This is a genomic window from Polyangium sp. 6x1 (genome assembly GCF_029946515.1).
Classification (GTDB): Bacteria; Myxococcota_A; Polyangia; order Polyangiales; family Polyangiaceae; genus Polyangium.
Genome location: NZ_JARZHH010000098.1, coordinates 1 through 22736 on the forward strand (window position 1 = coordinate 1; position 22736 = coordinate 22736).

Genomic DNA, 22736 nt, shown 5'->3' on the forward strand with positions numbered 1-22736 from the left:
GACTGCGCTTCGCGCAGTCGATGCCCGGAGGTCCAGGGCTGGCCCTGGAAAGAGGGGGCGGACAACTTTTAAAATTTTCCCCGCATCGACTGCGCTTCGCGCAGTCGATGCCCGGAGGTCCAGGGCTGGCCCTGGTTCGGGTCGAGGGGCGAACAGCCCCCGCGGGGCCCGGGGCAGCGCCCCGGCGCGACGGCCTACGCGGATGCTTCGCACCTCTGTCGCCTGACGCTCCGCCCGGTGTACGACTCAGGCGCGCTTGGTTCTGCGGAATGCGTCGAGCGCGCCGAGGGCCCCGCCGGGCCCGCCTGCGTCGCCGGCGGCGTTTTTCGCCCAGGAACGCAGAATGGGCATCAGCGCCGGCCTCTGGATCTTGAGCTCGTCGAGCACCGCATTCGCTTGTCCCTTCACGAGGGACGCCATGATTCGAGCATATTCCTCGGGCTTGATGGGGCCCCGGAAACCTTCCACCGCGGCGACGTAAGCGCGGTCGTACTTGGCCCGCTCGTCGTGCTCCCCGCGCGACGCTTCGTCCGTGAGCTCGCGCGAGAATCGGTGTTCGATTGCCGCGAAGGACCGCTCCGTCAATTCGTTGCGCCGGAGGATGTCGGCGCGGGGATCACGCTTCTCCGCGATTTCGGCCGAGATCGTGGCGAAACGCTCCATGGAAACGGTCGCCGGATCGATCTCCGGCTCCGGCGCGGATGCGACGGGCGCGGGGGGCGCAGGCGGGGGGAGGATCTCCGACGAACCGGGATCGCGGAGCGTTGCGAGGGGCCCGATCATCGGCGGAGCCGCCGGCAAGCCAGGCGCGACCAGGTCGGGCGGCGGCGGGCGTGATGCGGGCGGTGGTTCGAAGTGGAGCGCGGGCGCCGGCGGCGGCACGGACGACGGGGGCCGCACAGGCGGCCGCGAGGGCGGCGGCGGCGGCGCCGGCAAGGCGGCCCCGAGGACGGCGAGCGGGGGTTTTACGAAGGGGAGCGCCGCCGCCGGATCGACCCGCGCAGGCCCGGGCGAGAGCTTGATGGTCTCCTCGAGCGGCGACGGCGGCTCGAAGGGCAGTAGCGCCGGCGCAGGCGGCGGGGCGGGCAAGGCGGCCCCGAGCACGGGCGGCGGGGCTTTCACGAAGGGGAGCGCCGCCGCCGGATCGACCCGCGCAGGCTCGGACGGCAGGCTCGTCGTGTCTTCGAGCGAGAGGCCAATCGCTTCCGCGTCCGCCGCATCACCGGACGCGAAGGGCAGGGCAGGGAAGGCCGACGCCTGCTGGCTCGAACGCCAGTCGAGCTGGACCGTGCCGGGCGCGCCGCTGCCGGAGAGCTGACGATCGCTCTCCTCGGTCGTCACCACGACGCAGCCCTCCTCGCTCGGCGACGCGAGCGGCAGCGCGCCCCGCCACGTGAGCGAGCAGATGCCCCGGTTCGTGTCGAGGAAGAGCGTGTCGCACCGGAAGCGCAGCTCGGCCGGCGCGCCGCTCTTCTGCACGAGCGCGCGTGGCTTGAGGAGACGCAGGCGCGTCGACAGCGCGGGGAAGTGCGGGTGCAGGTTCGTGAGCGAGATCCGCTCGTCGCCGACGAGCTCCGTGACCCGCTGGTCCGGCGGCGCCGTGTTGAAGAACGACGCGTCGAGCCCGGCAGGGAGCGGCCACTCCCCCAGGCGATGGTGATCCCAGCCCGTCGCTTGCCGCGGGCGTTGGTTCTGGCGATCGGGCCACGTCGGCGCGATCGGCCCGAAGCCGACCGGCGGGATCACGTCCGTGGGCCTCGACGGGCCGTGCCCCGGCGGCCCGAAGTTAGGCACGCGCCGGAGGTGCCGGTGGTCCGGCGGTGCGTTTGGCGGCACGCCCACCGGGTTCGCCGTCCCGGGCCCGCCCGCGGCGCGCTCCCACCGGAGCGCCACGCGGCCGGAGGGAGGCTCTTCGAGCAGGCGACCGTCCGGGGTCCACGCGCGCTCGCCGTGCACCTCGATCGTCTTGTCGAGCACGTCGCCGACCACGAGCCGCGCGAAAAAAGGCCCGCTTGGCGAGGCGTGTGGCGCGTAGGCGTGACCGACGAGGAGGATGTCGACGCCGCGCTTGAACGGGGCGAGGTCGCTCGCCGCGCTCAGGCTGCGCCGCTCGTCGTCGTCCCAGTACTCGTCGTGCTCGTTCGGATCGTCCTGCTCCTCGGCGAGAAGGGAGACCTCGGGCGCGAGGGCGAAGGTCGCCTTGCAGACGACCGTGAGCACATACGCGCCCTCTCGCGGCTGCCAGAGGATCGAGCCGACACGAAGCGGGCACGCTGAGACGACTTCGATCGAGGCCATCAGGGCGCCAGGAGCAGGACGCGCACCTGGCTCGGGACGATGCGCATCCCGGGCGCGTTCGTGCTGTTGTGGATGTTCACGCTCGTCAGGCGCGTGCCCGGCAGGCCGCCCACGAGCACCGAAAACGCGGCCGTGAGGCTGCGCGTCGGTCCCATCACGGTCCCGGACGCGATGCCCGTCGCGATGCCCGGATTGTCGCCCATGCTGATCGGGATCATCGTCGCGAGGTTGTGCGCGGGCGTGCCGCCGTAGAGCACGACCGGGACGAACGGGATCCCGAGCGGGCCGATGGAAAGGTTCGGATACGGGATCGGGATCGGCGCGGGCGCGGGCGGCACCGGGGTGAGGCACACGTCCGGAAAACCCAGGTTCAGCCCGCCCATCTGCGAGTTCGCGAACATGCGATGTGCCTCCTAGCCGAGCTGGATCTGGTTGCCGTCGACCTTGATGAGCTCCTCGGCGTGCAGCACCGCGTGCTCGGCGCGCATCGCGAGCGTCGTCTCGGCCGCGTAATCGACCTTGTTCGCCTTGAGCTGGTCGATGTCCTCGACCGTGCGGAACGAGCGCTTCACGCGCTCGGAGACGCGCTCGAAGATGGATTCGCGCGTGGCGCCGACGGTCTTGATGGCCTCGATCTCGGCCTTGAGGCGATCGCCGAGGTACGCGAGCTTCTGCACGAAGAGCTTGCCTTCGAGCGCGCTCACGGAGAGCGCGCGACCGACGAGGCTGATCTCGTCGCCCGACGCGACGCTCACGCCCTTGGCCGCGCGCAGGCCGAGCTTGCCCGCGCCGACGGCGATCTCGAGATCACCCTCGACGTCGAGCTTCGTCACGCCGCGCGTTTCTCCCTCGGCGCCTTCGAGCACCGCGAGCACGAAGGAGCGACCTCCGGGGCCGAACGAGCAGAGCACGACGTCGCCCGGCGCGGGCGCGACGAGGCAGCTCTTCGCGCGCCGGGCCGAGCCGTCGAAATCACCCACGCGGACCGTGTAGATCCCGTCCTTCACGTCGACGACCGTCCCCTCGTCGATCGTCGTGAGCTCGCGATTCAACTTCCGTGCGGCAGCGTGCATGCGTCACTCCTCTACGAAAGGTCAATACGGCGGGTTCCAGTCCTCGGACGTCGCGACCTCGGCCTCGTCTCCGAGGGCGGCTGCGCGGCTACACCAGAGCGTATCCTTGTCTTTGACGCGGTGGAAACGCGTCCGGAAGACCTTCGCGCCGGTGAAGTCGGCCGCCGAAACGTCGGCGTGCGTGAAGTCGGCGTAGGTCAGGTCGCACCCGTGGAGGCGCGCTCCCTCGCACGCGGCGCGGTGGAAGATGGCCTCGTCCACGCGCGCGCCCGAGAGATCCGCGAGCGGCATCTTGGCGTCCGCGAAGAGCGCGCGCGTGAGGCACGCCTTCGTGAGGGTCGCGCGCCCGAGCTTCGCCTCGACGAAGATCGCCTGCTGCGCCTCGGCGCCGTCGAAGCGCGCGCCCGCGAGGTTCGCCCGCATGAAGTTGCACTGGCGCACGATCGCCCGCTCGAAGGAGGCTTCTTCGAGGTCCGCGTCGATGAACTGCGAGAGCGTGAGATCCATCGCCGCGAAGCTCACGCCGCGGAGATTCGCAGCGATGAAGAGCGTGTTGTCGAAGCGCGCCTCGTGGAAGTCGGTCTTCGTGAGGTCGGCCTTGTAGAGCGTCGTTTGCTTGAGGCACGCGCGGGCGAGGCGCATGCCCGTCACGGTCGACTCGACGAACCCGGCGCGGTCGAGGTTACAGCCCGAGAAATCGGCGCGCGTGAGGTCGCTCTGCGCGAAGCCCGAGATCACGAGGTCGGAGCCCGCGAGCCGCGCCTCCGTGAGGTCGCACTGGTAAAACTTCACGACGGGCATGTTGCCGCCCTGAAGATCGGCGCCGCGCAGGGTCGAGCGGTTGAAGACGGCGTGGCGCAGGTTCGCCTTTTCCATGCGGGCGCCGTCGAGGTCGCACGCGCTGAGCACGCTCTCCTTGAACAGGCATCCGGCGAGGTTCGCCCCGCGAAACGAGACGTTTTCGAAGATGCCGCCGGACAGATCGGCGCCGGCGAGATCGAGCCCCGCGAGGTCGATCCCGGCGAGGATCTCCCCGCCCTTCACCATCTGCACGAGCTCGGTTTTATCCACGGCTCTCCTTGCTGGTCGGCTTGCCCGCGGGCCGCTGCGCGCTCGGATCCACCGTGGGGAGGGCGCCCGCGCTGCCCTTGGGCGAGACGCGGACCTGCGTGACGAGCGCATCGAAAAAGCTCGTCTTGTCGTCGCCGACGGCGCGCAGGAGGTCGGCACGGAAGAGGTTCGCGCCCTTGAAATCCGCGCGGCCGAGCTTCGCCTTGAGGAAGATCGCGCCTTCGAGGTTCGCGGCCACGAGGCTCGCGCCCGTGAGATCCGCCCGCATGAACAGGGCGTTTTTCGCGACGGCGCGGTAGAGCTTGGCTTCCCGCAAGACGCACTTCGAGAGGTCCGACGAGGAGAGCGTCGCGCCGCTGAAGTCCGCGTGGCTGAAGTCGGCCTCGCGCAGCGTCGCCGCGGCGATCGTCGCGCCCGTGAAGTCGGCGCCGACGAAGGAGCAGGGCTCGGCGAGCCGCATTCCGCAGAGGTTCGCCTTCAAGAACGACGCGCCGTCGAGCGTGCACCGGACGAGCGAGGCGTGCTCCAGCGTCGCGTTCGCGAAGTTCGCGTTCCGGAGGTCGACCTCGACCAGCATCGCGTGCACGAACGTCGATTCCCGCAGATCACAGCCGCGGAGCAGGTTCCCCTTCAGGATGCACTTATCGAAGCGCGCCCCCGTGAGGGCCGCGCCGTCGAGCAGGACATCGGAGAGATCGGCGAGCTCGAAGGTGACGCCCCCGAGCGACGCGCCCGTGAGATCGGCCTTGGAGAGGACCGCGCCGCGGAGGGTGACGCCGTCGAGCTTCGCGTTTTTGCCGTTCGATGCGCCGAGGTTCGCCTCGGCGAGATCGGCCCCCGTGAGATCGGCCCCGACGAAGGCGGCCCCCGCGAGCACGACGCGCGAGAGCTTCGCGCCGGAAAGGTTGGAGCCAGAAAGATCGGCGTTCTCCAGGAACGCGTCGGTGAGGTCCACGCCGCGGAGATCCATCTCGGAGAGATCGGCCCCCGAAAGGTCGAGCCGCGCGAGGCTCCGGCCCTCGGCGTGCGCGGCGGCGACGCGCCTACGCAGCTCGCTCCGCGCCGGTTCTTCGAGGCGATGGGGGCGGTGCTCGGCGAGGTGGGCCCCGTCGCGATAGGCGTTCCGCGCCTCCTCCTCGGCCTTCCGGAGCTTCTGCTCGGTGGCCGGATCCGCGAGCGCCGCGTCGAGATCGGGCGTCGCCACGTTCGCGTTGTGGCAGAGGGTCTGGATGTCGCGCAGGCGCTCGAGCTCCTTGTCCGCGGAGAACTTCGGCGGCCCGGCGGCCTCTTTTTTCATCCGCTGGACCTCGGCGTCGTAGTCGAGGCCCGCCGCGGCGTAGCGCTTGCGCGCATCGGCGAGCGCTTTCTCGTGCGCCGCGTCCATCTTGCGCTGCGCCTCGGCGAGATCGCGCTCGGAGCGCTCGACGAAGTCCGGCAGGTCCCCAAACGACGGCCCATCCACCGGCTTCGGCCCCTCCACGACGGGCACGTTGTCCGGATCTCCGCCGGCCGCGAGGATGGCCGCGCGTGTCTTCTCGGCCTCGCGGCGCGCGCGCTCCGCGAGGTTCTTCTGGAGAAGGTTCTCCGAGCGCGTGAGGTCGAACATCGCGTCGATGTCGCCGCCCCCCGAGGCTTTGCCGCCCGCGTCGGGCGGGAGCAGGTCGCCGTCGCGGAAGACCTCGGAGGCCTCGCGCTTCGGATCGAGCCTGCGATCGAGCACGGCGCGGTAGTGCTCGATCGGCCGGGGCGCCGCGCGATCGTCGGCGGCGACGAGCAGGTGAAGAATGTCGTCGGCGTCGTCCTCGGCGATGGCCCAGAGGCCACGGAAGGAGAGCGCCAGGCGCTCGTGATGCGGGAAGATCTGCACGGTGTCGAGGTGCAGCGGGATCTCGCGGAACACGTCGCCCTCGGCCGTTCGTTGCGTCACGAAGCATCGGCCGACGACGCCCGGCAAGCGCCCCTCGATCCGGGGTTTGTCGGGGTGCATGTTCTCGAGGAGGATGTCCTCGGTGCCCTCGAAGTAGCCGGTGGCGAGCTTCTGATCGTTCGGCGCGGCGTTCCACATGGAGAGGTCCATGTCCTTCGCCAGGCCCGGCAGATCCTCGCGCATCCACTTCGTGTCGTACGTGCCGATCTTCGGCCACCGCTGGGCCCAGAGCAGATCGTACGGCCCGAAGCCCGCAGGGGACGGGCGATCCGAGGTGCTCTTGATGAGCTTGTCGGGCAGCTCGATGTTCGGCAGCCGGTGCACCGAGCGGCCGTCTTCCATGGCCTTCGCGAAGCCCACGCCGATCGGGTTCTGCGGGAACCCTTCGCCGCCGAACGCCCGCGTGTAGTGGATCGGCATCTCCGTGAAGAGCTCCGGATCGCTCGTGGTGCCGTCGCGGCGGAAGGTCCGATCGCCGATGACGTAGAGCGTCTTGTCGATCGGACCGAGCTTCACGCGCACCGAGGCGGCGGGGCGCGGGACGCGGCCGGCCGTGTAGCAGCGGCCGTGGACGAAGAGCTCGCCGCGCTGCTTGGGCATGCACTCGTCGAGCACCGCGTCCTTGCCGAGCTCCGCGGCCGCGAGGCGCCAGAGCTCGACCTCGGAGAGCAGGCACCGCGCGGGCCCGAGGTCGCAGAAGACGAAGACCGTCGGGACGAAGTAGTGCTTGCGATCGAGCTCGAACGTCCGCGTCAGGACGCCGAGCTTCATGGGCTTGATCGTCTTCAAGGTGCCGTCACGTGAACGTATGCACGCCCGAGGGGTGGATGAGGACGCCGATGGCCACGAGCTTCACGCCGTCCTCGTCGAGCTTCGCGCCGGCGGCCGTGGACTTGAGGCCCACCGTGCGGAGGTTCAGGCCCGTGAACGAGATGGCCGTGCCCTTCGCCGACGCCGTGAGCGCGCCGTAGCTCGTGGACTTGCCCGTCGCCGCTGCTTTGAATACGAACATGTTCAGCTTCACCCCGACGAGGTGGAGCTTGATCCGCATGTTGATGTCGAGGCTCGACGCCTGGTGCGTGATCGGCCCCGCCGCGACGTGGATGGTCGCCGCGCCGACGTCGACGGTCTCCGAGCCGCCGATCTCCGTGTCGTAGTTCCCGCCGACGAGCGCGCCGAGCACGGCGCCGGCGTCGATCGTGCGCGCGCCGGCGATGTTCGTCGTCTGGTTGCCGCCATAGTCCTGGAAGGCGAGCGCACCGACGGTCTGATCCCGCGTCGCGCCGTAGCTCTCGGTGAAGCTCGCCGCGATGCTCGTCGACCGCGTCGCGTCGTACGTCTCGCCCACGTCGCCGGCGACGGTCTCCTTCAGCGCGCCGCCGACGATGTTCGCGTGACTCGCGCCGGTCTGCCGCGATTCGTTCCCGCCGATGATCATGAGCCGGCTGCCGCCGATGATGCGGATCTGGCTGGCGCCGATGCTCTCGGTCTGGTTCGCGGCGACGGAGAGCGTGTCGTTCGCGCCGATCTGGATCGTCTGGTTGCCCCCGATCTCCTCGGTGTTGTTGGCCCCGACGGTCATGAGCGCGTCGGCGCCGACGTTCTCCACGCGCTCGCTCCCGACGTTCGTGACCATGTCCTTGCCGGCGTTCGTGTAGATGCGCTCGCTGCCAGCCGTGTCCTCGAACGAGATCTCGTTGCGCACGCCGCCGCCGGGCGTCGAGAGCGACCACATCGTGCTGTGCGTCGGGGCCTTTTGCGCGGGGCGGTTCTTGCCGTTGTAGACGCGGCCCGTGACGAAGGGACGATCGGGATCGCCGTCCTCGAACTCGACGATGACCTCGCACCCGACGCGCGGGTGCCAGATGCCGCCCTGGCCGCCGCGCGCGAACGGCTCGCTCACGCGCACCCACTTGCTCGAAGCCTCCTTGGCGAGCCGTTTTTCTTCGGTATCCCAATGAAATCGGACGCGCACGCAGCCGATCGAGCTCGATCCCCCGAGGTTCACCTCGGCGCCGCTCGCGCTCGGCTCGGCCGTCACGAAGGCGGTCTGCGAGCCGAGGATCCGCGGCTTGCGCGTCCGTCGCGCGGGGCGGTAGCGGCTCTCCGCGACGTCGCTCCCGCGGCCGCGGCAGGCGCACTCGATCTCCATGTGAAACGGCTCCGCGGGAGCGCCGCCCGCGTCGATCGAGAGCACGCCTTGCTGATGGCCGACGGCGCGCAGGCGCGTGACGAGGTACTCGCCCTCGTACCGGGCCTTGGGGTGCTGCAGCGTGAAGATCGATCCCGCCGAGAGCACGCGCGTAACGCCCTCGCCGACGGCGTACGAGGCCTCGGTGTGGAGCTCGTCGAGGCGCGCCTCTGCGAGGGGCGCTCCGAGCTCGGCGCTCTCGAAGGAGCCGCCGTGGAAGGCGTACACGGAGAGGTCGCCCGGCTCGCCCGCGGCCTTTGCGTCGATGTCGAGCGCGGGTTTCTCCCAGTTGTACGCGCCGAGGTGGACCCGCGTCTCGCGCATCCGCGCGCCGAGGCGGAACGTGCCGATGCCGCGGCCGGGTTTGCCCGGACCGAACACGTCGTCGCCCGGGACGCGCGTGCGGCCGAAATCCTTGTCCGAGAGCACGAGCAAGCTCGCGTCGTCGGTGTGCTCGACGTGGTAGCCGATCCCCTCTTCTTCGAGCAGCCGCGCCACGAAATCGAGGTCGCTTTCGTTATACTGAACGACGTACGGCCGCGCCTTCGGATCGTCGAGGCGCTTGCTCTTGGCGCGCCACGTGAAGCGCTCGGATGCGGCCGTGAACGAGGGCGGGCCGACCGGCGGATCGAGCGAGGCGCCGGAGGTGAGCGTCATCCCCGCGTCGTTGCGGAGGACGCTCTCGACGATCTGCCGCAACGTCTTGTCGAGGAAGACGCGGCTCCGCGTGCGGTAGCGCGCGCGCGCGAGCGGCGGCTCGACGACCACGCGGTAGACCGAGCCCTCGGGGACGGTGGTCGCGTCCTCGGCTTCGGTGATGACGCCGTGCACGACCTTCCACGCGGGCGCCGAGAGCGTCGCGATCCAGAGGCTCGCCCGCTTGCCGATCATGGCTTCGGGGTCGAGATCGGCCTCCTTCGCGAGGAGGACGAGCTCGTAGCGGAAGAGGCGGCTCATGCCCTCCTCGCCCTCGAAGCGCGCGACACGCAAGGGCTCGGGGCTCTGGCCGGCGTCCTCCCACGCAAAGACGAAATCGTCGGTGTTCATCGGTGTCCTCGTGCCCGCGCGTGCGCCTTCAAAGCTTGATGATGAGCCCGACCCGCGTCTTGACCCCGTTGTTCTGCATGTGGCCGCCGTCGACCCGCGTGAGCAGGCCGAAGAAGTCCACGTCCGCGCCGACGAATTCCAGGTTGAGCCCGGCCGCCGCCGCGCTCACGCCCATCGTCGACGACGAGTAGCCCGTGGCGCCGAGCGCGATGCCGCCGATCGTCACGTCGAGGCCCGTGATCGTGTACTTCGCGACGTCGACGTCGCTGCGGTTCGCGTCCTGCGCGCTGTATTTGGGCGCGAGGTAGATCGCGCCGCCGCCCGTGGTGAGCGTGTGGTCGCCCGCGACCTTCGTCGTGACCGATCCCCCCACGATGCGGATCGAGGCGGCGGAGACCGTCGTGTCGAGGCTCGCGCACGAGAGATCGCGGTTGCCCCCGACCATCTTGATGTGCGCAGCGCCGAACGACTGCGTGTGCGCGCCGGTGATCGTGGTCTTTCGATTGCCGCCGACAGACTGCGTCTCCGTGGAGGCGACGTTCGTCGTGAGCGTGCCGCCGATCTCCTCGGTGACGCTGCCGCCCACGAGCTCGGTGTGCGTCGCGGCGATCGTGATCGCCTGATCCGCGCCGACGAAGTGCGCCTCGTTGCCGCCGATGATCGTCGTCGCGTTCGCGCCGATCGTCACCGACACGTTGCCGCCGATGATCGCCGTGTCGTTGCCGCCCACCGTGACCGTCTCGTCGCCGCCGATCGTCACGGCGCAGTTCGCGCCGATGGTCTCGGTGTCGTTCGCGCCGACCTTCATCGAGCTGTTCGCGCCGACGGTCTCGGTCCGCTCGTTGCCGACGTCGGTCTCCATGTCCTTGCCGGCGTTCGTGTAGATGCGCTCGGCGCCCGACGTGTCGTCGAACGTGATCTCGTTGTGCACGGCGCCGCCGGGGCTCGCGTTCGATTTCAGCGTGCTTACCGTGGGCGCGCCGCCGTGATACGGCCGGTTCTTGCCGTTGTAGACGCGCCCGACGACGAGCGGCCGATCGGGATCTCCCTCCTCGAAGTCGACGATGACCTCGGTGCCCACGCGCGGGTGCCACACGCCGCCCATGCCGCTGCCCGCGAAGGGCTCGCTCACCCGGACCCAGGCGCTCGAAGGCTCCTTCGCGAGCCGCGCCTCGTCCGTGTCCCAGTGGAAGCGCAGCCGCACGCAGCCGATCTGCGCGCCCGGCGGCCCGCCGATGTGGATCTCCGCGCTCGGCGAGGAGGGATCCGCGGTCACGACAGCCGTTTGGGTGCCCATGATCCGCGGCCTCGGCGTGACGCGCGGCGGGCGGAACCCGCTCTCCTCCACCGCGGCGGCTTGCCCGCGGCGCGCACAGACGAACCGCGCCACGAAGGGCTCGATCGCGCCGCCGCCCGCGCCGCTCGGCAGGACGCCGGCTTGCTCGCCGACGACCTCGATCGAGGTCACGAGGTACTCGCCTTCGAGGCGCGGCTTCTTGTGTTCGAGCTTGAAGATCGTGCCTGCGCCGAGGACGCGGAGGTGGCCGTCGCCCCGCGCGAAGCGGGCCTCGGTCCTGTGCCGTTCGAGCCGCGCCTTTGCGAGCGGTCGGCCCTGGCTTGCCTCGTCGGGGTAGCCGCCCGGATACACCGACTCGAAGAGATCCGCGTCCTTGCCGCCGGCCTGCGCGGCCATCACGAGCCCGGGCTGCTTCCAGTTGTACTCGCCGAGCGAGACCGCCTCGGGCCGCATCCTGCCGCCCGCCCCGAACCCGCGGATCTCGCGCCCGTCGATGCCGATGCCGACGAGATCGGGCGCGAGGTGCGGCCTGCCCGCGTCGCTGTCCGAGAGCACGAGCAGGCTCGTCTCCGCGCCGTTCTCGACGTGGTACGTGATGCCTTCCTCTTCGAGCAGGCGCGAGACGAACGCGAAGTCGCTCTCGTTGTACTGCACGACGAACGGCCGGACGCGGCGGCTGTCGAGGCGCGAGGTGTCCTCGATGCGCCACGCGAACGCCTCGTCGGCCGGCGCAAATTCAGCGCCGCCGAGATCGGGCGCGGGAGCCTCGGCGCCGGCCTCGCGGACGAGCGGGTCGCCGAGCAGGACCTCCCGGACGATCTCGCGGAGCGTCTTGTCGAGGAAGATCCGGCACCGCCTGCGATGCACGCCGCGCGCGAAGGGCGGGGCGAGGACCACGCGCAGGGTGCGTCCTTCGGGCAGACGCGAGATCTCCTCGGCCTCGACGACGATGCCGTGCACGGTCTTGAAGAGCGGGGCCGAGAGCGTGGCGATCCGGAGCGTCGCGCGCTTGCCCACGAGCGCCGGGATCGAGGTGACGCCGGCCGGATCGAGCAGGAGGATCTCGTACCGGTAGAGCGACGAGAGCGCCTCGGTCCCCGTGAAACGCGCGACCCGCAGGGCAGACCAAGGATCGGCCCCGGAGACCTCTTCGCATGCGAACGTGTAGTCGAAGCTCGGCATACGTCCTCTTGGTCTCAGGCCTCGACGTTCGGCCCGCCGCCCTGGTTGTCGACGCCCGACGCGACCATGCCGACGGCGGCGATCTTGAGGATCCCGCCGCACATCCTCTTCTCGAAGCCGTACGCGCTCGGGCTCGCGCCGGACTTCGACTTGCTGACCCCCGTGACGTCGCGGGTCATCCCGATCGCCTCCAGCGTGATCACGTTGATCGACATGGAGGAGCCCTGCGCGTCGAGCTTCGCGCTCTTGATGTCGTCCTCGAACGCCGAAAACGTGAGGTGCAGCGGGCCATTGCGCGTGATCGCGCCGCCGACCTCGAGCGTCTGCGGGCCCGCGCTCGCCTCGATCTCGACCGCGCCTACCTTCGTCGTGACGTTGCCCGTCACCACGGTCTTGTAGTTGCCGCCGATCATCATGAGCCGCGCGGCGCTCACGTCGAGCGCGTGGGAAGCCGCGCTCTCGTCGACGTTTCCGCTCACCGAGACCTTCATCATCGCGCCGAAGCTCTCGGTCACGGCGCCGCCCACGGTCGTGTCGCGCGAGGCGCCGTACGACTCGCTCACGTCCGCGCCGACGCTCTCCGTGACGCTGCCGCCGATGCCGATGGTTTGCGATCCGCCGACCATGTCGAGCTCGTTCGCGCCGACGGCGTGCTCGAGGTTGCCTCCGATGATCGTCACGGCGTTGCCGCCGATGGTGATCGTCTGGTTGCCCCCGATCGTGAGCGTGTCGTTCGCGCCGACGCTCTCGGTCCGGTTCGCGGCGATGCTCTCGGCGTTGTCCCCGCCGACGGTCATCTTCGCGTTCGAGACCACGCTCTCGCGGCGGAAGTTCGCGACGTCCGTCGTCTGGTCCTTGCCCGCGAAGTAGTGGAGCAGCTCGGCGCCGGCCGCGTCGCCGAACATGATCTCGTTGTACGTGCCGCCGCCGGGCGTCGAGAGCGACTTCATCGAGCTCTCGTGCCCGCCGCCGCGCGCGGGCAGGTTCGCGCCGTTGTAGACGCGGCCGACGACGACGGGCCTATCCGGGTCGCCCTCGTCGAAGTCGACGATCACCTCGTCGCCGACGCGCGGATGGAACACCGCGCCCTCGCCGGCGCCCGCGAAGACCTGGCTGACGCGCACCCAGAGGCTCGAAGGCTCCTTCGCGAGGCGCGCCGCGTCCTTGTCCCAGTGAAACCGCAGCCGGACGCAGCCGACGCTGAGCCCGTCCGGCCCGCCGACGTTCACCTCGGCCCCGGGAGCGCCGGGATCGGCCGTCACGACGGCAGTCTGCACGCCACGGATGCGCGGCTTCGGCGTTCGGATCGCCGGGCGGAACCGCGACGCCTCGACGGCGCTCCCGACGCCGCGCCGGGCGAGCTCGAAGCGCGCCTCCCAGGGCACCACGTCCTCGGCCGAGGGCTGGGAAAGCACGCCCTGCTGCGCCCCGCGCACGTCGAGGCGGCTCGCCACATATTCGCCCTCGTGGTCGGGCTCCTGGGTCAAAAGCTCGAAGATCGATCCTGCCGAGAGCACACGGACCGAGCCCGCGCCAGCCGCGTAGCTCGCCTCCACGCGATGACGATCGAGCCGCGCGGACGCGAGCGGCTGGCCCTTGCCCGCGGCGTCGCCGTACGCGCCCGGGTAATGGTACTCGGCGAGATCGCCGCTGCCGGCCTTGGCCGTGATGTCGAGGGTCGGCTTTCTCCAGTCGTGATCGTCGAGCACGACGCGGGTCGGCCGCAGCCGGCCGCCGAGCGAGAGGTTCTGCACGCCCCGACCGGGGATCGCCGCGCCGAGCTGCGCGGGTTCGAGGCGCGGCCGGCCGGCATCGTCGTCGGTCAGGACGAGCAGGCTCGTCTCGCGGCCATTCTCGAAGTGGTAGCTGATCCCCTCTTCTTCGAGCAGGCGCGACACGAACGCAAAGTCGCTCTCCTCGTACTGCACGACGAAAGCGCGGGCGCGCGGATCGTCGAGCCGCGAGGTATCCGTCACGCGAAAGGTGAAGAGCTCGCGGGCGGGCGTGAAGGTCGGCGCGCCGTCGTCCTCCTCGACCTCGGCGCCCGCCCGGTGCTCCATGAGCGGGTCGCCCGTGAGAACGGCCTCGAGGATGTGGCGGAGGCTCTTGTCGAGGAAGATCCGGCACCGCGTGCGATGCTGCGCCCGGCTGAAGGGCGGCTCGAGGATCACGCGGAGGAGCGTGCCTTCAGGCAGATCGGACAGCTCCGAGGCCTCGCGGACGATGCCGTGCACGACCTTGAACGGAGGATTCGACAGCGTGGCGATGCGAAGCGTCGCGCGTTTGCCGAGGAGGTCGCGCGGATCGACCTCGGCCGCGCCAGCCTTCGCGAGCAGCGTGATCTCGTATCGATACGGCTCGGAGATAGCTTCCCGGCCGCGGAAACGCGCAACCCGGAGGGCCCCCCACGCCCCGAATGGCCCCTCGCCGGGAATGGCTTCGCAGGCAAAGACGAAATCGTCCGTGGGCACGAGCGGTCCCCCTTCCTGGTCATCGATGTTCACAGCTCACGCCGGGGGGTTCAAGAGCGATGTTTGCCGGAAGTGCCGGGTTTCGTTGGGTTTCGTCGGCTGGATCGCTCGCTATGACGGGAAATTTGCGCCTGGGCGCGCATTGTATCGCAGCCACCACGTTCCACTGCATTGCACAGTGACCAGTGAAATGCGCCCGATGCGCATACCCGGGTTCTGCGGCGTGCATCCCTGCTTCCACGCCCCGGGGTGTAAAAATCGTGGAGATCGTCCCTCAGGCCGGCGTATGTTGGTCCCACCCCCGTGCCTACCCTGCACCGCGTTGGATCTCTCGGCTCGCGCTTCGGCCTGGTCAGCATTGCGGTAGGCGTGTCCCTCGGCCTCGGCGGCGGCTGCACCTGCACGGGCTCGGAGCAGGCAGGCGCCGATGCGGGGGCCGCGCAGCCGTCGGCGTCGGTCGCCGCCGCTTCGCCCACGACGTCGGCGGCGCCTGCCGCGAACGCCGCGTCGATCGGGCCGCGGCAAGGCGCGGCGCTCGCGCGTGGCGTGGGGGAAGAGGCGCTCTACGTCGCCGACGAGGATCACGGCGTGCTCCGGCGTGTGCCGTTGCCCCTGACGCAAGGAGGGGCCGGCACGGCCGTGGAGATGCCGGGGCCGCCCGCGCAGGTCGTGACGCTCCCCGGGCGCGTGTTCGTGACGATCCGCAATCCAGGCCTGCTCGTCGAGCTCCGCGCCGAGCCGAGCGCCCAGCTCGTCGAGGTATCACGCGTAAAACTCCCCGCCGACGCGTGGGGGCTCGCGGTGACGGCGGATCAATCACTCGCGATCGTGACGAGCGCCTGGACGCACAAGATCAGCGCGGTCGATCTGCGCTCGCACGAGGTCCGCTGGACGGTCGACGTCGGGCGCGAGCCGCGAGGCATCGCCCTGCGGAAGGATGGGCAATCCGCGTACGTCTCGCATTTGACCGGCGCGCCGCTGACGCGTATCGATGCGCTCGGCACGAGCACGCCCACGATCCGGCGCGTCGAGCTGCCCGCGTCGCCGCTGCGCACGCCCGTGGGAAAATCGCTCAATGCGTCGCTCGGGTATGCGCTCGCGTTGTCGCCCGACGAGAGCCTGCTCTTCGCGCCGCGGCACGCGCTCGGCGCATTGGGCGAGATTGCGTGGTTCGGGGCGGCCACGGTCGACGTGCTCGTCACGGGCACGGACAAGGGCCTCGCGCCGCTCCATCGCAATCACACCACGCTGGTCCGGACGGTCGGGGAGGGGCCGGCGCCCGAGCTGCAAATCCCCGGCGCGAGCCTCGCGGTGATCACGCAGCCCCGCGCCGTCGTGTATCGCCGCAGCACCGATACGCTGCTCGTCGCGGGCGAAGGCGACGATCGGCTGGTGGAGCTCGACGCGCTCGCGGTCGATCCGACGCTGTCCGTCGTCGGCAGCTATGAAGTGGGCAGCGAGCGAGATCCCGCGCTCGGGATCGCGAATCGAGGCGGCGCGCCCGCGGGGATCGTGCTGTCGGAGGATGAGGCGACGGCGTTCGTCTTTTGCGCCGCGACGTACGATGTCGTGGCCATTCCGCTCGCGCCGCACGCGTCGCGCGGCGCGTTGAGCCAGGAAAAACCGCCCGCGCCGACGTTCGTTCGTGTCGCGGACGATCCGCTCGGCGGTGATGCGGCGATAGGCCGCCGGCTTTTTTACAATGCCACGGATCGCATCATGAGCGGAGGCCTCGGTTGCGCCGGCTGCCATCCGGAGGGGCGCGACGACGGGCACGTGTGGCACGAGGCGAAGTTCAATACCGAGGACGGGACGAATGTGAATTTCGTCGGCTCGGCGGAGAACCTGCCCGAGACCGATCGGGTGCGCGGCGTGCCACGCAGGACGCCGATGCTCGCGGGTCGCGTGAGCTCGCCCGGGCCGTATGGCTGGGTCGGCGAGAGCCCCGACCTCGTGTCGCGGCTGCGCGCGGGTTTTGGCCTGCACCGGTGGGGAGGCGTGCCGAAGCACGAGCCGCAGAACCTCGACGCGCGCGCATTGCGCATCGCGGCCTTCGTGCGGGCCGGCCTCAGGCCGCCGCCGCGCGAAGAGCGCGCGCTCGACGCGGTCGAGCAGCGCGGCAAGGAGGTCTTCATGAAGGACGCCGTGCAATGCGCTCGTTGCCACCTCCCCGGGACGGAGTACACGGATCGGGCGGTCTATCCGCTGCCGAAGCTGGCGCGGCAGAGCGATTTCGACGAATTGAAGACCGGCGAGCTGCGCGTCCCGTCGCTCCTCTATCTCGACGGGCGCGCGCCGTATCTGCACGACGGGAGCGCGGCGACCCTGGACGAGCTCCTCGCGAAGAACAACGATCGCATGGGCAAAACGAACCAGCTTTCGAAGGAGGAGCGAGACGCGCTCGCGGCGTTCTTGCGCACGTTATGAGAGTTTTCCCTCTCCCCCTCCTCGCGCTCGTCGCGGCGGCGACGGCGTCCTCGCCGGCCCCGGCGCAGGCGCCCGGCGATTCCGCCGCGCTGGACGTGAATCCGCCGAGCGCGGAAAAGACGAAGGCGCCGACGTTCGAAGAATGGTCGAAGGCGCCGAAGGTCCGGCTTTCACGCACGGGGCCTGCCGCGGCGCCTTGCACGGCGTACCGGGTGCGCGAGTGGCTCAAAGTGCGATGCCTCGGGACGAAGCCGCACGCGATGGTCGTTCTCGGCGGGGATGCGGCCGAGGTCTCGTTCTGGATCGATCGCGACGAGCGGCAGGGCGGAGAGGTGCAATTTCCCATGCGGCGGGGGGATCGGCGCGTGGTGCAGATCTGGGCCGGGGGGGTCGATGCGGCGGGCGTGTTCAAGCCCAAACCCTCGCTGGTCATTCAGGAGCATTGGCTGGAAGATCGCGCGGCACCTACCGTGACGGCGATGTAGGATGGGGCTCGGGGCGAACGACGCGGAGGCGAAACGATGTCGGTGAAACGATGGACGAATGCATTGCACGGGGCGCACGCGGGCGCGGTGGCCATGGCCCCGTTCGCGTGGGTGACCGCGTGCCTCTTGGCCTCCGTGAGCGCGTGCGGCGGCGCGAGTGAGCCGCCCCCCGCGGGGCCCGCGAACCACGTAGCAGACGCAAGCAAATCCGCGGCGCCGGCCTCGACGCCCTCGGCAATGGCCGAACCGGCGCCGAGCGCGCCCGCGACCGCGGCGGCGCCGGAGACGTCTGCGGCCCCCGTCGCGAGCGCGGCGCCCGTGGCCACGCCCGCACCGGCGAGCGTGCCGGACACGGGCGGGTGTCCGGCAGGCATGGTCCGCATCAAGGGCGGCAGCTTCAAGCTCGCCGCGGTCAAGACCCAGGTGACGGTGAAGGACTATTGCCTCGACGTGAACCTGGCGACGACGGATCAATACGCGGCGTGCGTGCAATCGAAGAAGTGCAACGACGGCGCCGTCAAGGTCTGTGATCCCTCGACGTACGGCGCGGAGGGCAAAGGGAACCTGCCGATGATCTGCATCGATTTCACGCAGGCGACCGACTACTGCAAAGCGCAAAACAAGCGCCTGCCCAGCGGCGAAGAATGGGAGTGGGCGGCGCGCGGCGGCCCGGAAGGCCGGACGTACCCGTGGGGGAACGAGGCGCCCGCCGAGCAACTCTGTTGGTCCGGAAAAACGAAGCGTGACGGCCCCTGCCCGATCGGGAGTTTCCCGGCTGGCGCGAACCCGCAAGGGGTGCTCGATCTCGCGGGGAACATCTTCCAGTGGACCACCACGGGCAACGACGTCGTGAGCTCGGCCCGCTTCGGACGCGGCGGGAGCTGGCGCGACAGCGGCGACGAGGTCAAAGCCGGGAAGACGGCCGTCTTCAAGACGACGTACCGCTGCGGCTACCTCGGGGTCCGCTGCGCGATGGCCGCGCCCCCCGCGCCCTGACGATTGTCAGAGCCCGCGTCTCTCTCTTCACGCGCAAAACGTTTCAGCTCGCCGAGGGCCCACCGCGCGGTCTCCTCGGCGCCCACCCCGTCGAAATGCAGGCCATCGGGCCGGATGGGCGCTCCGTCGCTCTCGACCCGGCACGCGGGCGTCGGGCAGACGTGCCCCATCAAATCGAGGACCGGCCATCCACGCTTCTGGGCGGCGCGCTGGAGCATGTCGTTCAGGCAATCGACGCGGGCCGGCACGTTCCCGTGGCGCCAGTCCTTGATCGGATAGGGGACACGCGTCAGCACGATGCGGCCCGCATTCGTGCCCATGCCGTCGGCGAGCTCGGAGATGCGCTTCTCGTAGGAGGCTTGCCATTCCGGCTCGCAGGCCTTCTCGTTGAAGAAGGCGCCGCCCATGACGACGAGCGTCACGTCGGGGCGGAGCTCGGCGGCGTCCTCGATCCAGCGCTCGGCGCAGCTCGTGCCCTTCACGGGTTTGCCCTTCTCGATGCGGGTCTTCGCCTCGAAGATGGAGCAATCGCCGACGCCGCGCAGGGCGACGAACGTGCCGGCCTCGTCCTGCCGGTGTCGCAATGCCATGCCCAGAAAATTCGCCACCGAGTCGCCGAGGACGAGAATGCGAAGCGTGCCCGGCCGGAGCGCCTCGCGGGGCGGGAGCGCCGTGGTCGGCACGGAATAAGGCGTGGGGTACGAAATGGGCGGAGGCGCCGGCGCAATGGGGGCGAGGGTCGGCAGCGTCGGGGCGGGCGCGACGGGGGCGGGGGCCGGAGGCCGCCGGAGGAGGACGAACGCCGCCGCGGAAAGCCCGAGCAAAAGCCCGAGCAAGAGCAAGGGTTTTTCGAATCTGCGCATCGAGGAGGCGACCCGCTCCGGCCTCACGGCACGTACGACAGCGGCCCCTCGCGTTCGAGCAGGAAATAACTCGGCGTACCCACCCGCGCGAGACCGAGATCGAGGTACGTCCAGCCGAGCAGGCGATCGACGCGCCCCTCGTCGAGCGAGACCAAGGGATCCCGCCCTAGGCGAATCGGATCGAGCCGCGGGTTCTCGCCGCGATTGTAATCGATCACGAGGCCGTGCCGCGCGGCCACGGGCATGTCGTACGCGCGGCCGTCGCGGACCTCGTAAAACCCGAAGCATCGAGGTTTGCCCTTGGCGTCGCGCATGGGCTCGCGCGGGCCGTCGAGGCCCGCCTGCTGCATGCGAACGTTCCAGCCAGAGAGCGCGCCCGTCCCCGGATGGCGGTGGAACGTCTTGCGGAAGGTGAGCCACGTGATCGCGACGATCGGCGCGGGGAGCCCGAGCGAGACGCCGCGGTATTCGCTGTCGTCGAGCGCGCTCGGATCAATCGGGTGGCCCTGCTCCAGCAAGGAACGGAGATCGGCGTGCGAGAGCGCGAGGAAATCTTTCGTGTTCATACCATCCCCGCTGCGTGTCGATAGGCCCCGAGATCGATTTCGCCGCGCGCAAGCGCTCCGATCGCCTCGCCCCAGGTGGCGGGCATTCGCGCGCACCAGCGCAGGTATCCGGTGAACGAGATGTCCGGGTCGTCGGCCTCGTGCGGCGCGAGGCGCACGCCGTTGGCGAGCGCGTGCTCCACCGCGGCGAGCAGGTCCTCGTGGTACCCCTCGAACACCACGAGGTCCCGGAGCCATTCGGCGTGCGGATCCTCGCCGTTCACCACGCGCCGTGCGCGCTCGCAGAGCTCTTCGAGCGCGCCCGGGTGGATGCCGAGGAGCTCGAGGTCGTAGGCGAACTGGTTCGCGTCGTGGTGCGCGCCGAGTAGGTGGCGCAAGACGCGCTCGCGCGAGCTCGCGAGGCCGGAGAAATCGAGCGGGGCGATCGCGCGCTCCCGCAGGAGGAACGGGAAACGGAGCGGGCGGTACGCAAGCAGGCGCGCGCGGAGCGTGGGGCGGACGTGATGTTCGCGGCAGGTGCCGATGGTCTCGGGCCGCTTCACGAGGCGCACCCACATGCGAATCACGCCGAGCGAGATCTGCACGAGGTTCGGCGCCTGCGGAACGAGCCCCGATTCTTCCACACGCGCGAGGTTCTCAGCGATGCGCCCGGGAAAGAGGAGCAGCGCGCCGGTCCACAACGGTTCGTCTTTCATGATTGCCTCCGCCTTTGCGTCCTTAACACCTTGACGATGCAGAGGACACCGGTATCGTCGCGCGGTGCGACCGTTCCGGGTGCCATCGAGCGGCAGCGTCCTCGGGATGTGCGCGATCGGGTGTGGGGCTGCGTCGCCGCCCGCCGCCCCGGTCCTGGGCGCTTCGGCCTCTTCCGCCCCGTCGAGCCAGCCTGGTGATCCAAGCGGCCCCTGAGCATGCAACCCCAATATCTCTTCCTCACCGGCGAACCCGCCGCCACGCTGCCGCTCCTGAAAGAACGGCCGACCTGGGCCCCCGTGCTCTCGGCGATCACCTTCGACGTGATCGCCGGCCGTCTGCACCGCCGGAGGAGCGCGACCGATGATTTCCGCGGCGTCGTGTATTTCGCCGACGTGCGCGACAAGGACGTCGAGCAACACAACCTGCGCGTCCTCGCGGAACACGGCATTCCCTGCTGGCCCGATCCCACAGCCCTCCGCGCCGCTTCGCAGCGTCACGCGGCCCTCGCCCGCTGCGTCGCCGCGGGCCTCGTCGAGCACCCCGTCGTGCAATCGCAATCCACCCGCGAGCCACTCCTCCCATTTCCTTACGTGCTCAAGACCGGTGAGGAGCATCGAGGCGAGGGAAAACACCTCATCCGGTCTTCACATGACATCCCGTCATGGGACGGGATCGCGACGGCAGAGCCATTTTTCGAGGGAGAATCGGTGCGCGTGCTCCTCCTCGGCGAGCGTGCGTTCGGCGTGCGAATCCTGAACGAGGGCACCTGGATCAAGAACGCACCCGGCGCGTCGTTCGAGGCATGGACGCCGAGCAAGGCCATCGTGGCGCACGCACGCCAGGCCGCCCAGCTCTTCGGGCTCACGGTCGCCGGAGTCGATTACGTGATCGATCGTTCCGGCCCCCATTTCATCGAGCTGAACCCCTTCCCACGCGTCAACCTCACGAACGAGAGCGCCGCCCTCGCGCGGGAGATCTTCCGCAGCGCAATGGAAGCCGTCGAGGCCCGGGCAAACCACGCCAGCCAGCCCGGCTGAAGCACGCAATCGCGCGGCGTCCGCTTGCCGTCACGTCGCGACGGACCGATGCTCCCGCCGAGGAGGACGCCATGCGACACGTGCTCTTCGCCTTGTTCGACGACGACAAAGACGCCGTGGCGTGCACACACGCCATTCGCGCACTGCCCGGGCTTTCCGAGGCCTGCACCGTGCTTTTGCACCGCGACAAAGTAAATCGGCACGACGTGCCGCTCGCCGAAACGAGCGCACGAGAAGGCATCACCACCGGCGCACTCGTCGGATCCGCAGCCGGCGGCCTCCTCAGCGGCCTCGTGCTCAGTCCGCTCGGCTTCATCGCAGGCGGGCCGCTCGCCGCAGCCCTCTTCGGCATGCTCGGCGGCGGCGCAGCCGGCGCACTCGGCGGCGGCCTCACCGGCGCCAGCGAGCCCGATCCCGTCCTCCAAGACGTCGAACGCGAAGTCAAAGCCGGCAAGGTTCTCCTCACCGTCGAGCTCGAAACCATGACCCAAGCCGCCGAGGTCGAGGCCGTTTGCCTCGCCCACCACGCACACATCGCACGCAAGCCCGTCTTCGGCTTCTGGAGCCACCGGCTGCACCGGCGCGACGCGGCCTGAGTTTCCTCGGGAGGCGCTGCGCCGGGGCTCTGCCCCGGGCCCCGCGGGGGCTGTTCGCCCCTCGACCCGAACCAGGGCCAGCCCTGGACCTCCGGGCATCGACTGCGCGAAGCGCAGTCGATGCGGGGAGAGTTTTTCAAGCTGTCCGCCTCGTCTTTGCAGGGCCAGCCTTGGACCTTTCGTGGAAGAACTGCGCTGCGCGCAGTTCTTCCCACAGGCCGGTGGCAAGACCGTGGAGGTCTTCGCACGCTTCGACGGGCGTTGCCGGTCGAACCGTCTTGGCTGGCAGGGGCGCCCGGCTGTTCGATGAACTGCGCATCGCGCAGTTCATCGACCCCGAGTCCAGCGCTTGCGCTGGTCCGGGGTGGAGGGGGCGGAGGAACACCCTAGCAGGCGACCCCTGGATTTCCGCGGATTTTCAGGGGTCGCCCTTCGCCGCTCCCCCCTTCAAGCGCACCGAAAGACCCCCTTTCGAGGGGGGTCAGAACGATTCCGGAACGATTCTGGAACGGA

The 22736-nt window shown here is 69.9% G+C and carries 16 protein-coding genes; 5 read left to right on the forward strand and 11 right to left on the reverse strand.

All coding sequences use genetic code 11. From position 1 onward, the window contains the following. Nucleotides 1–246: 246 nt before the first annotated feature. The 8 genes from QHF85_RS45455 to tssI (QHF85_RS45490) are packed head-to-tail and all read right to left on the reverse strand — an operon-like array spanning nucleotide 247 to nucleotide 14557. The gene (locus QHF85_RS45455) at nucleotides 247–2298 is read right to left on the reverse strand and encodes a DUF2169 domain-containing protein (protein WP_281333766.1); all 2052 of its coding nucleotides are present in this window, start codon (nucleotides 2296–2298) and stop codon (nucleotides 247–249) included. After that, a complete protein-coding gene (locus tag QHF85_RS45460; protein WP_136935578.1) occupies nucleotides 2298–2699 on the reverse strand; it encodes a DUF4150 domain-containing protein in 402 nt (133 codons plus the stop codon). Before QHF85_RS45460 ends, QHF85_RS45455 begins: the two co-directional genes overlap by 1 nt. Before the next feature lie 12 nt (nucleotides 2700–2711). After that, nucleotides 2712–3371 carry a DUF3540 domain-containing protein gene (locus QHF85_RS45465; protein ID WP_281333767.1) on the reverse strand — a complete coding sequence of 220 codons (660 nt, stop codon included), beginning with the start codon at nucleotides 3369–3371 and terminating at the stop codon, nucleotides 2712–2714. A 21-nt stretch (nucleotides 3372–3392) separates the two neighbouring features. Next, nucleotides 3393–4442, reverse strand: coding sequence for a pentapeptide repeat-containing protein (locus tag QHF85_RS45470; RefSeq protein ID WP_281333768.1), 1050 nt, complete (start codon nucleotides 4440–4442; stop codon nucleotides 3393–3395). Next, complete coding sequence (locus tag QHF85_RS45475) at nucleotides 4435–7140, reverse strand: DUF2169 domain-containing protein (protein WP_281333769.1); 2706 nt, start codon at nucleotides 7138–7140, stop codon at nucleotides 4435–4437. The genes QHF85_RS45470 and QHF85_RS45475 overlap by 8 nt, the downstream gene beginning before the upstream one ends. A gap of 25 nt (nucleotides 7141–7165) precedes the next feature. Next, entirely contained in the window at nucleotides 7166–9607 is a 2442-nt protein-coding gene (gene tssI, locus QHF85_RS45480; RefSeq protein WP_281333770.1) for a type VI secretion system tip protein TssI/VgrG, read from the reverse strand. Nucleotides 9608–9635: 28 nt separating this feature from the next. Next, nucleotides 9636–12086, reverse strand: coding sequence for a type VI secretion system tip protein TssI/VgrG (tssI, locus tag QHF85_RS45485; protein WP_281333771.1), 2451 nt, complete (start codon nucleotides 12084–12086; stop codon nucleotides 9636–9638). Between the two features lie 14 nt (nucleotides 12087–12100). Then, complete coding sequence (gene tssI, locus QHF85_RS45490; protein ID WP_281333772.1) at nucleotides 12101–14557, reverse strand: type VI secretion system tip protein TssI/VgrG; 2457 nt, start codon at nucleotides 14555–14557, stop codon at nucleotides 12101–12103. Between the two features lie 369 nt (nucleotides 14558–14926). Here tssI (QHF85_RS45490) and QHF85_RS45495 point away from each other — a divergent pair, with 369 nt between their 5' ends. From QHF85_RS45495 to QHF85_RS45505, 3 genes are read left to right on the forward strand one after another with little or no spacing between them, the layout of a single operon-like run. Next, entirely contained in the window at nucleotides 14927–16984 is a 2058-nt protein-coding gene (locus QHF85_RS45495; RefSeq protein ID WP_281333773.1) for a hypothetical protein, read from the forward strand. Beyond that, the gene (locus QHF85_RS45500; RefSeq protein ID WP_281333774.1) at nucleotides 16981–17469 is read left to right on the forward strand and encodes a hypothetical protein; all 489 of its coding nucleotides are present in this window, start codon (nucleotides 16981–16983) and stop codon (nucleotides 17467–17469) included. Before QHF85_RS45495 ends, QHF85_RS45500 begins: the two co-directional genes overlap by 4 nt. 36 nt (nucleotides 17470–17505) lie before the next feature. Beyond that, nucleotides 17506–18465, forward strand: a complete 960-nt coding sequence (locus tag QHF85_RS45505; RefSeq protein WP_281333775.1) for an SUMF1/EgtB/PvdO family nonheme iron enzyme — start codon at nucleotides 17506–17508, stop codon at nucleotides 18463–18465. Here QHF85_RS45505 and QHF85_RS45510 read toward each other — a convergent pair. From QHF85_RS45510 to QHF85_RS45520, 3 genes are read right to left on the reverse strand one after another with little or no spacing between them, the layout of a single operon-like run. Beyond that, a complete protein-coding gene (locus QHF85_RS45510; RefSeq protein ID WP_281333776.1) occupies nucleotides 18420–19328 on the reverse strand; it encodes a hypothetical protein in 909 nt (302 codons plus the stop codon). The genes QHF85_RS45505 and QHF85_RS45510 overlap by 46 nt on opposite strands. A gap of 23 nt (nucleotides 19329–19351) precedes the next feature. Continuing rightward, nucleotides 19352–19894 carry a hypothetical protein gene (locus tag QHF85_RS45515; protein WP_281333777.1) on the reverse strand — a complete coding sequence of 181 codons (543 nt, stop codon included), beginning with the start codon at nucleotides 19892–19894 and terminating at the stop codon, nucleotides 19352–19354. After that, entirely contained in the window at nucleotides 19891–20589 is a 699-nt protein-coding gene (locus QHF85_RS45520) for a hypothetical protein (RefSeq protein ID WP_281333778.1), read from the reverse strand. Before QHF85_RS45520 ends, QHF85_RS45515 begins: the two co-directional genes overlap by 4 nt. 216 nt (nucleotides 20590–20805) lie before the next feature. Here QHF85_RS45520 and QHF85_RS45525 point away from each other — a divergent pair, with 216 nt between their 5' ends. Both QHF85_RS45525 and QHF85_RS45530 read left to right on the forward strand, forming a co-directional pair. Continuing rightward, a complete protein-coding gene (locus QHF85_RS45525) occupies nucleotides 20806–21627 on the forward strand; it encodes a hypothetical protein (protein WP_281333779.1) in 822 nt (273 codons plus the stop codon). A 71-nt stretch (nucleotides 21628–21698) separates the two neighbouring features. Next, nucleotides 21699–22223: a hypothetical protein gene (locus QHF85_RS45530; RefSeq protein WP_281333780.1), complete on the forward strand. Its 525-nt coding sequence runs from the start codon at nucleotides 21699–21701 to the stop codon at nucleotides 22221–22223. Nucleotides 22224–22736 lie beyond the last annotated feature (513 nt).

Coding starts and splice junctions, on each gene's coding strand:
- QHF85_RS45455 (WP_281333766.1), bottom strand. CDS start 2,298: ATGGCCTCGATCGAAGTCGTCTCAGCGTGCCCGCTTCGTGTCGGCTCG.
- QHF85_RS45460 (WP_136935578.1), bottom strand. CDS start 2,699: ATGTTCGCGAACTCGCAGATGGGCGGGCTGAACCTGGGTTTTCCGGAC.
- QHF85_RS45465 (WP_281333767.1), bottom strand. CDS start 3,371: ATGCACGCTGCCGCACGGAAGTTGAATCGCGAGCTCACGACGATCGAC.
- QHF85_RS45475 (WP_281333769.1), bottom strand. CDS start 7,140: ATGAAGCTCGGCGTCCTGACGCGGACGTTCGAGCTCGATCGCAAGCAC.
- tssI (WP_281333770.1), bottom strand. CDS start 9,607: ATGAACACCGACGATTTCGTCTTTGCGTGGGAGGACGCCGGCCAGAGC.
- tssI (WP_281333771.1), bottom strand. CDS start 12,086: ATGCCGAGCTTCGACTACACGTTCGCATGCGAAGAGGTCTCCGGGGCC.
- QHF85_RS45500 (WP_281333774.1), top strand. CDS start 16,981: ATGAGAGTTTTCCCTCTCCCCCTCCTCGCGCTCGTCGCGGCGGCGACG.
- QHF85_RS45505 (WP_281333775.1), top strand. CDS start 17,506: ATGTCGGTGAAACGATGGACGAATGCATTGCACGGGGCGCACGCGGGC.
- QHF85_RS45510 (WP_281333776.1), bottom strand. CDS start 19,328: ATGCGCAGATTCGAAAAACCCTTGCTCTTGCTCGGGCTTTTGCTCGGG.
- QHF85_RS45515 (WP_281333777.1), bottom strand. CDS start 19,894: ATGAACACGAAAGATTTCCTCGCGCTCTCGCACGCCGATCTCCGTTCC.
- QHF85_RS45520 (WP_281333778.1), bottom strand. CDS start 20,589: ATGAAAGACGAACCGTTGTGGACCGGCGCGCTGCTCCTCTTTCCCGGG.
- QHF85_RS45525 (WP_281333779.1), top strand. CDS start 20,806: ATGCAACCCCAATATCTCTTCCTCACCGGCGAACCCGCCGCCACGCTG.
- QHF85_RS45530 (WP_281333780.1), top strand. CDS start 21,699: ATGCGACACGTGCTCTTCGCCTTGTTCGACGACGACAAAGACGCCGTG.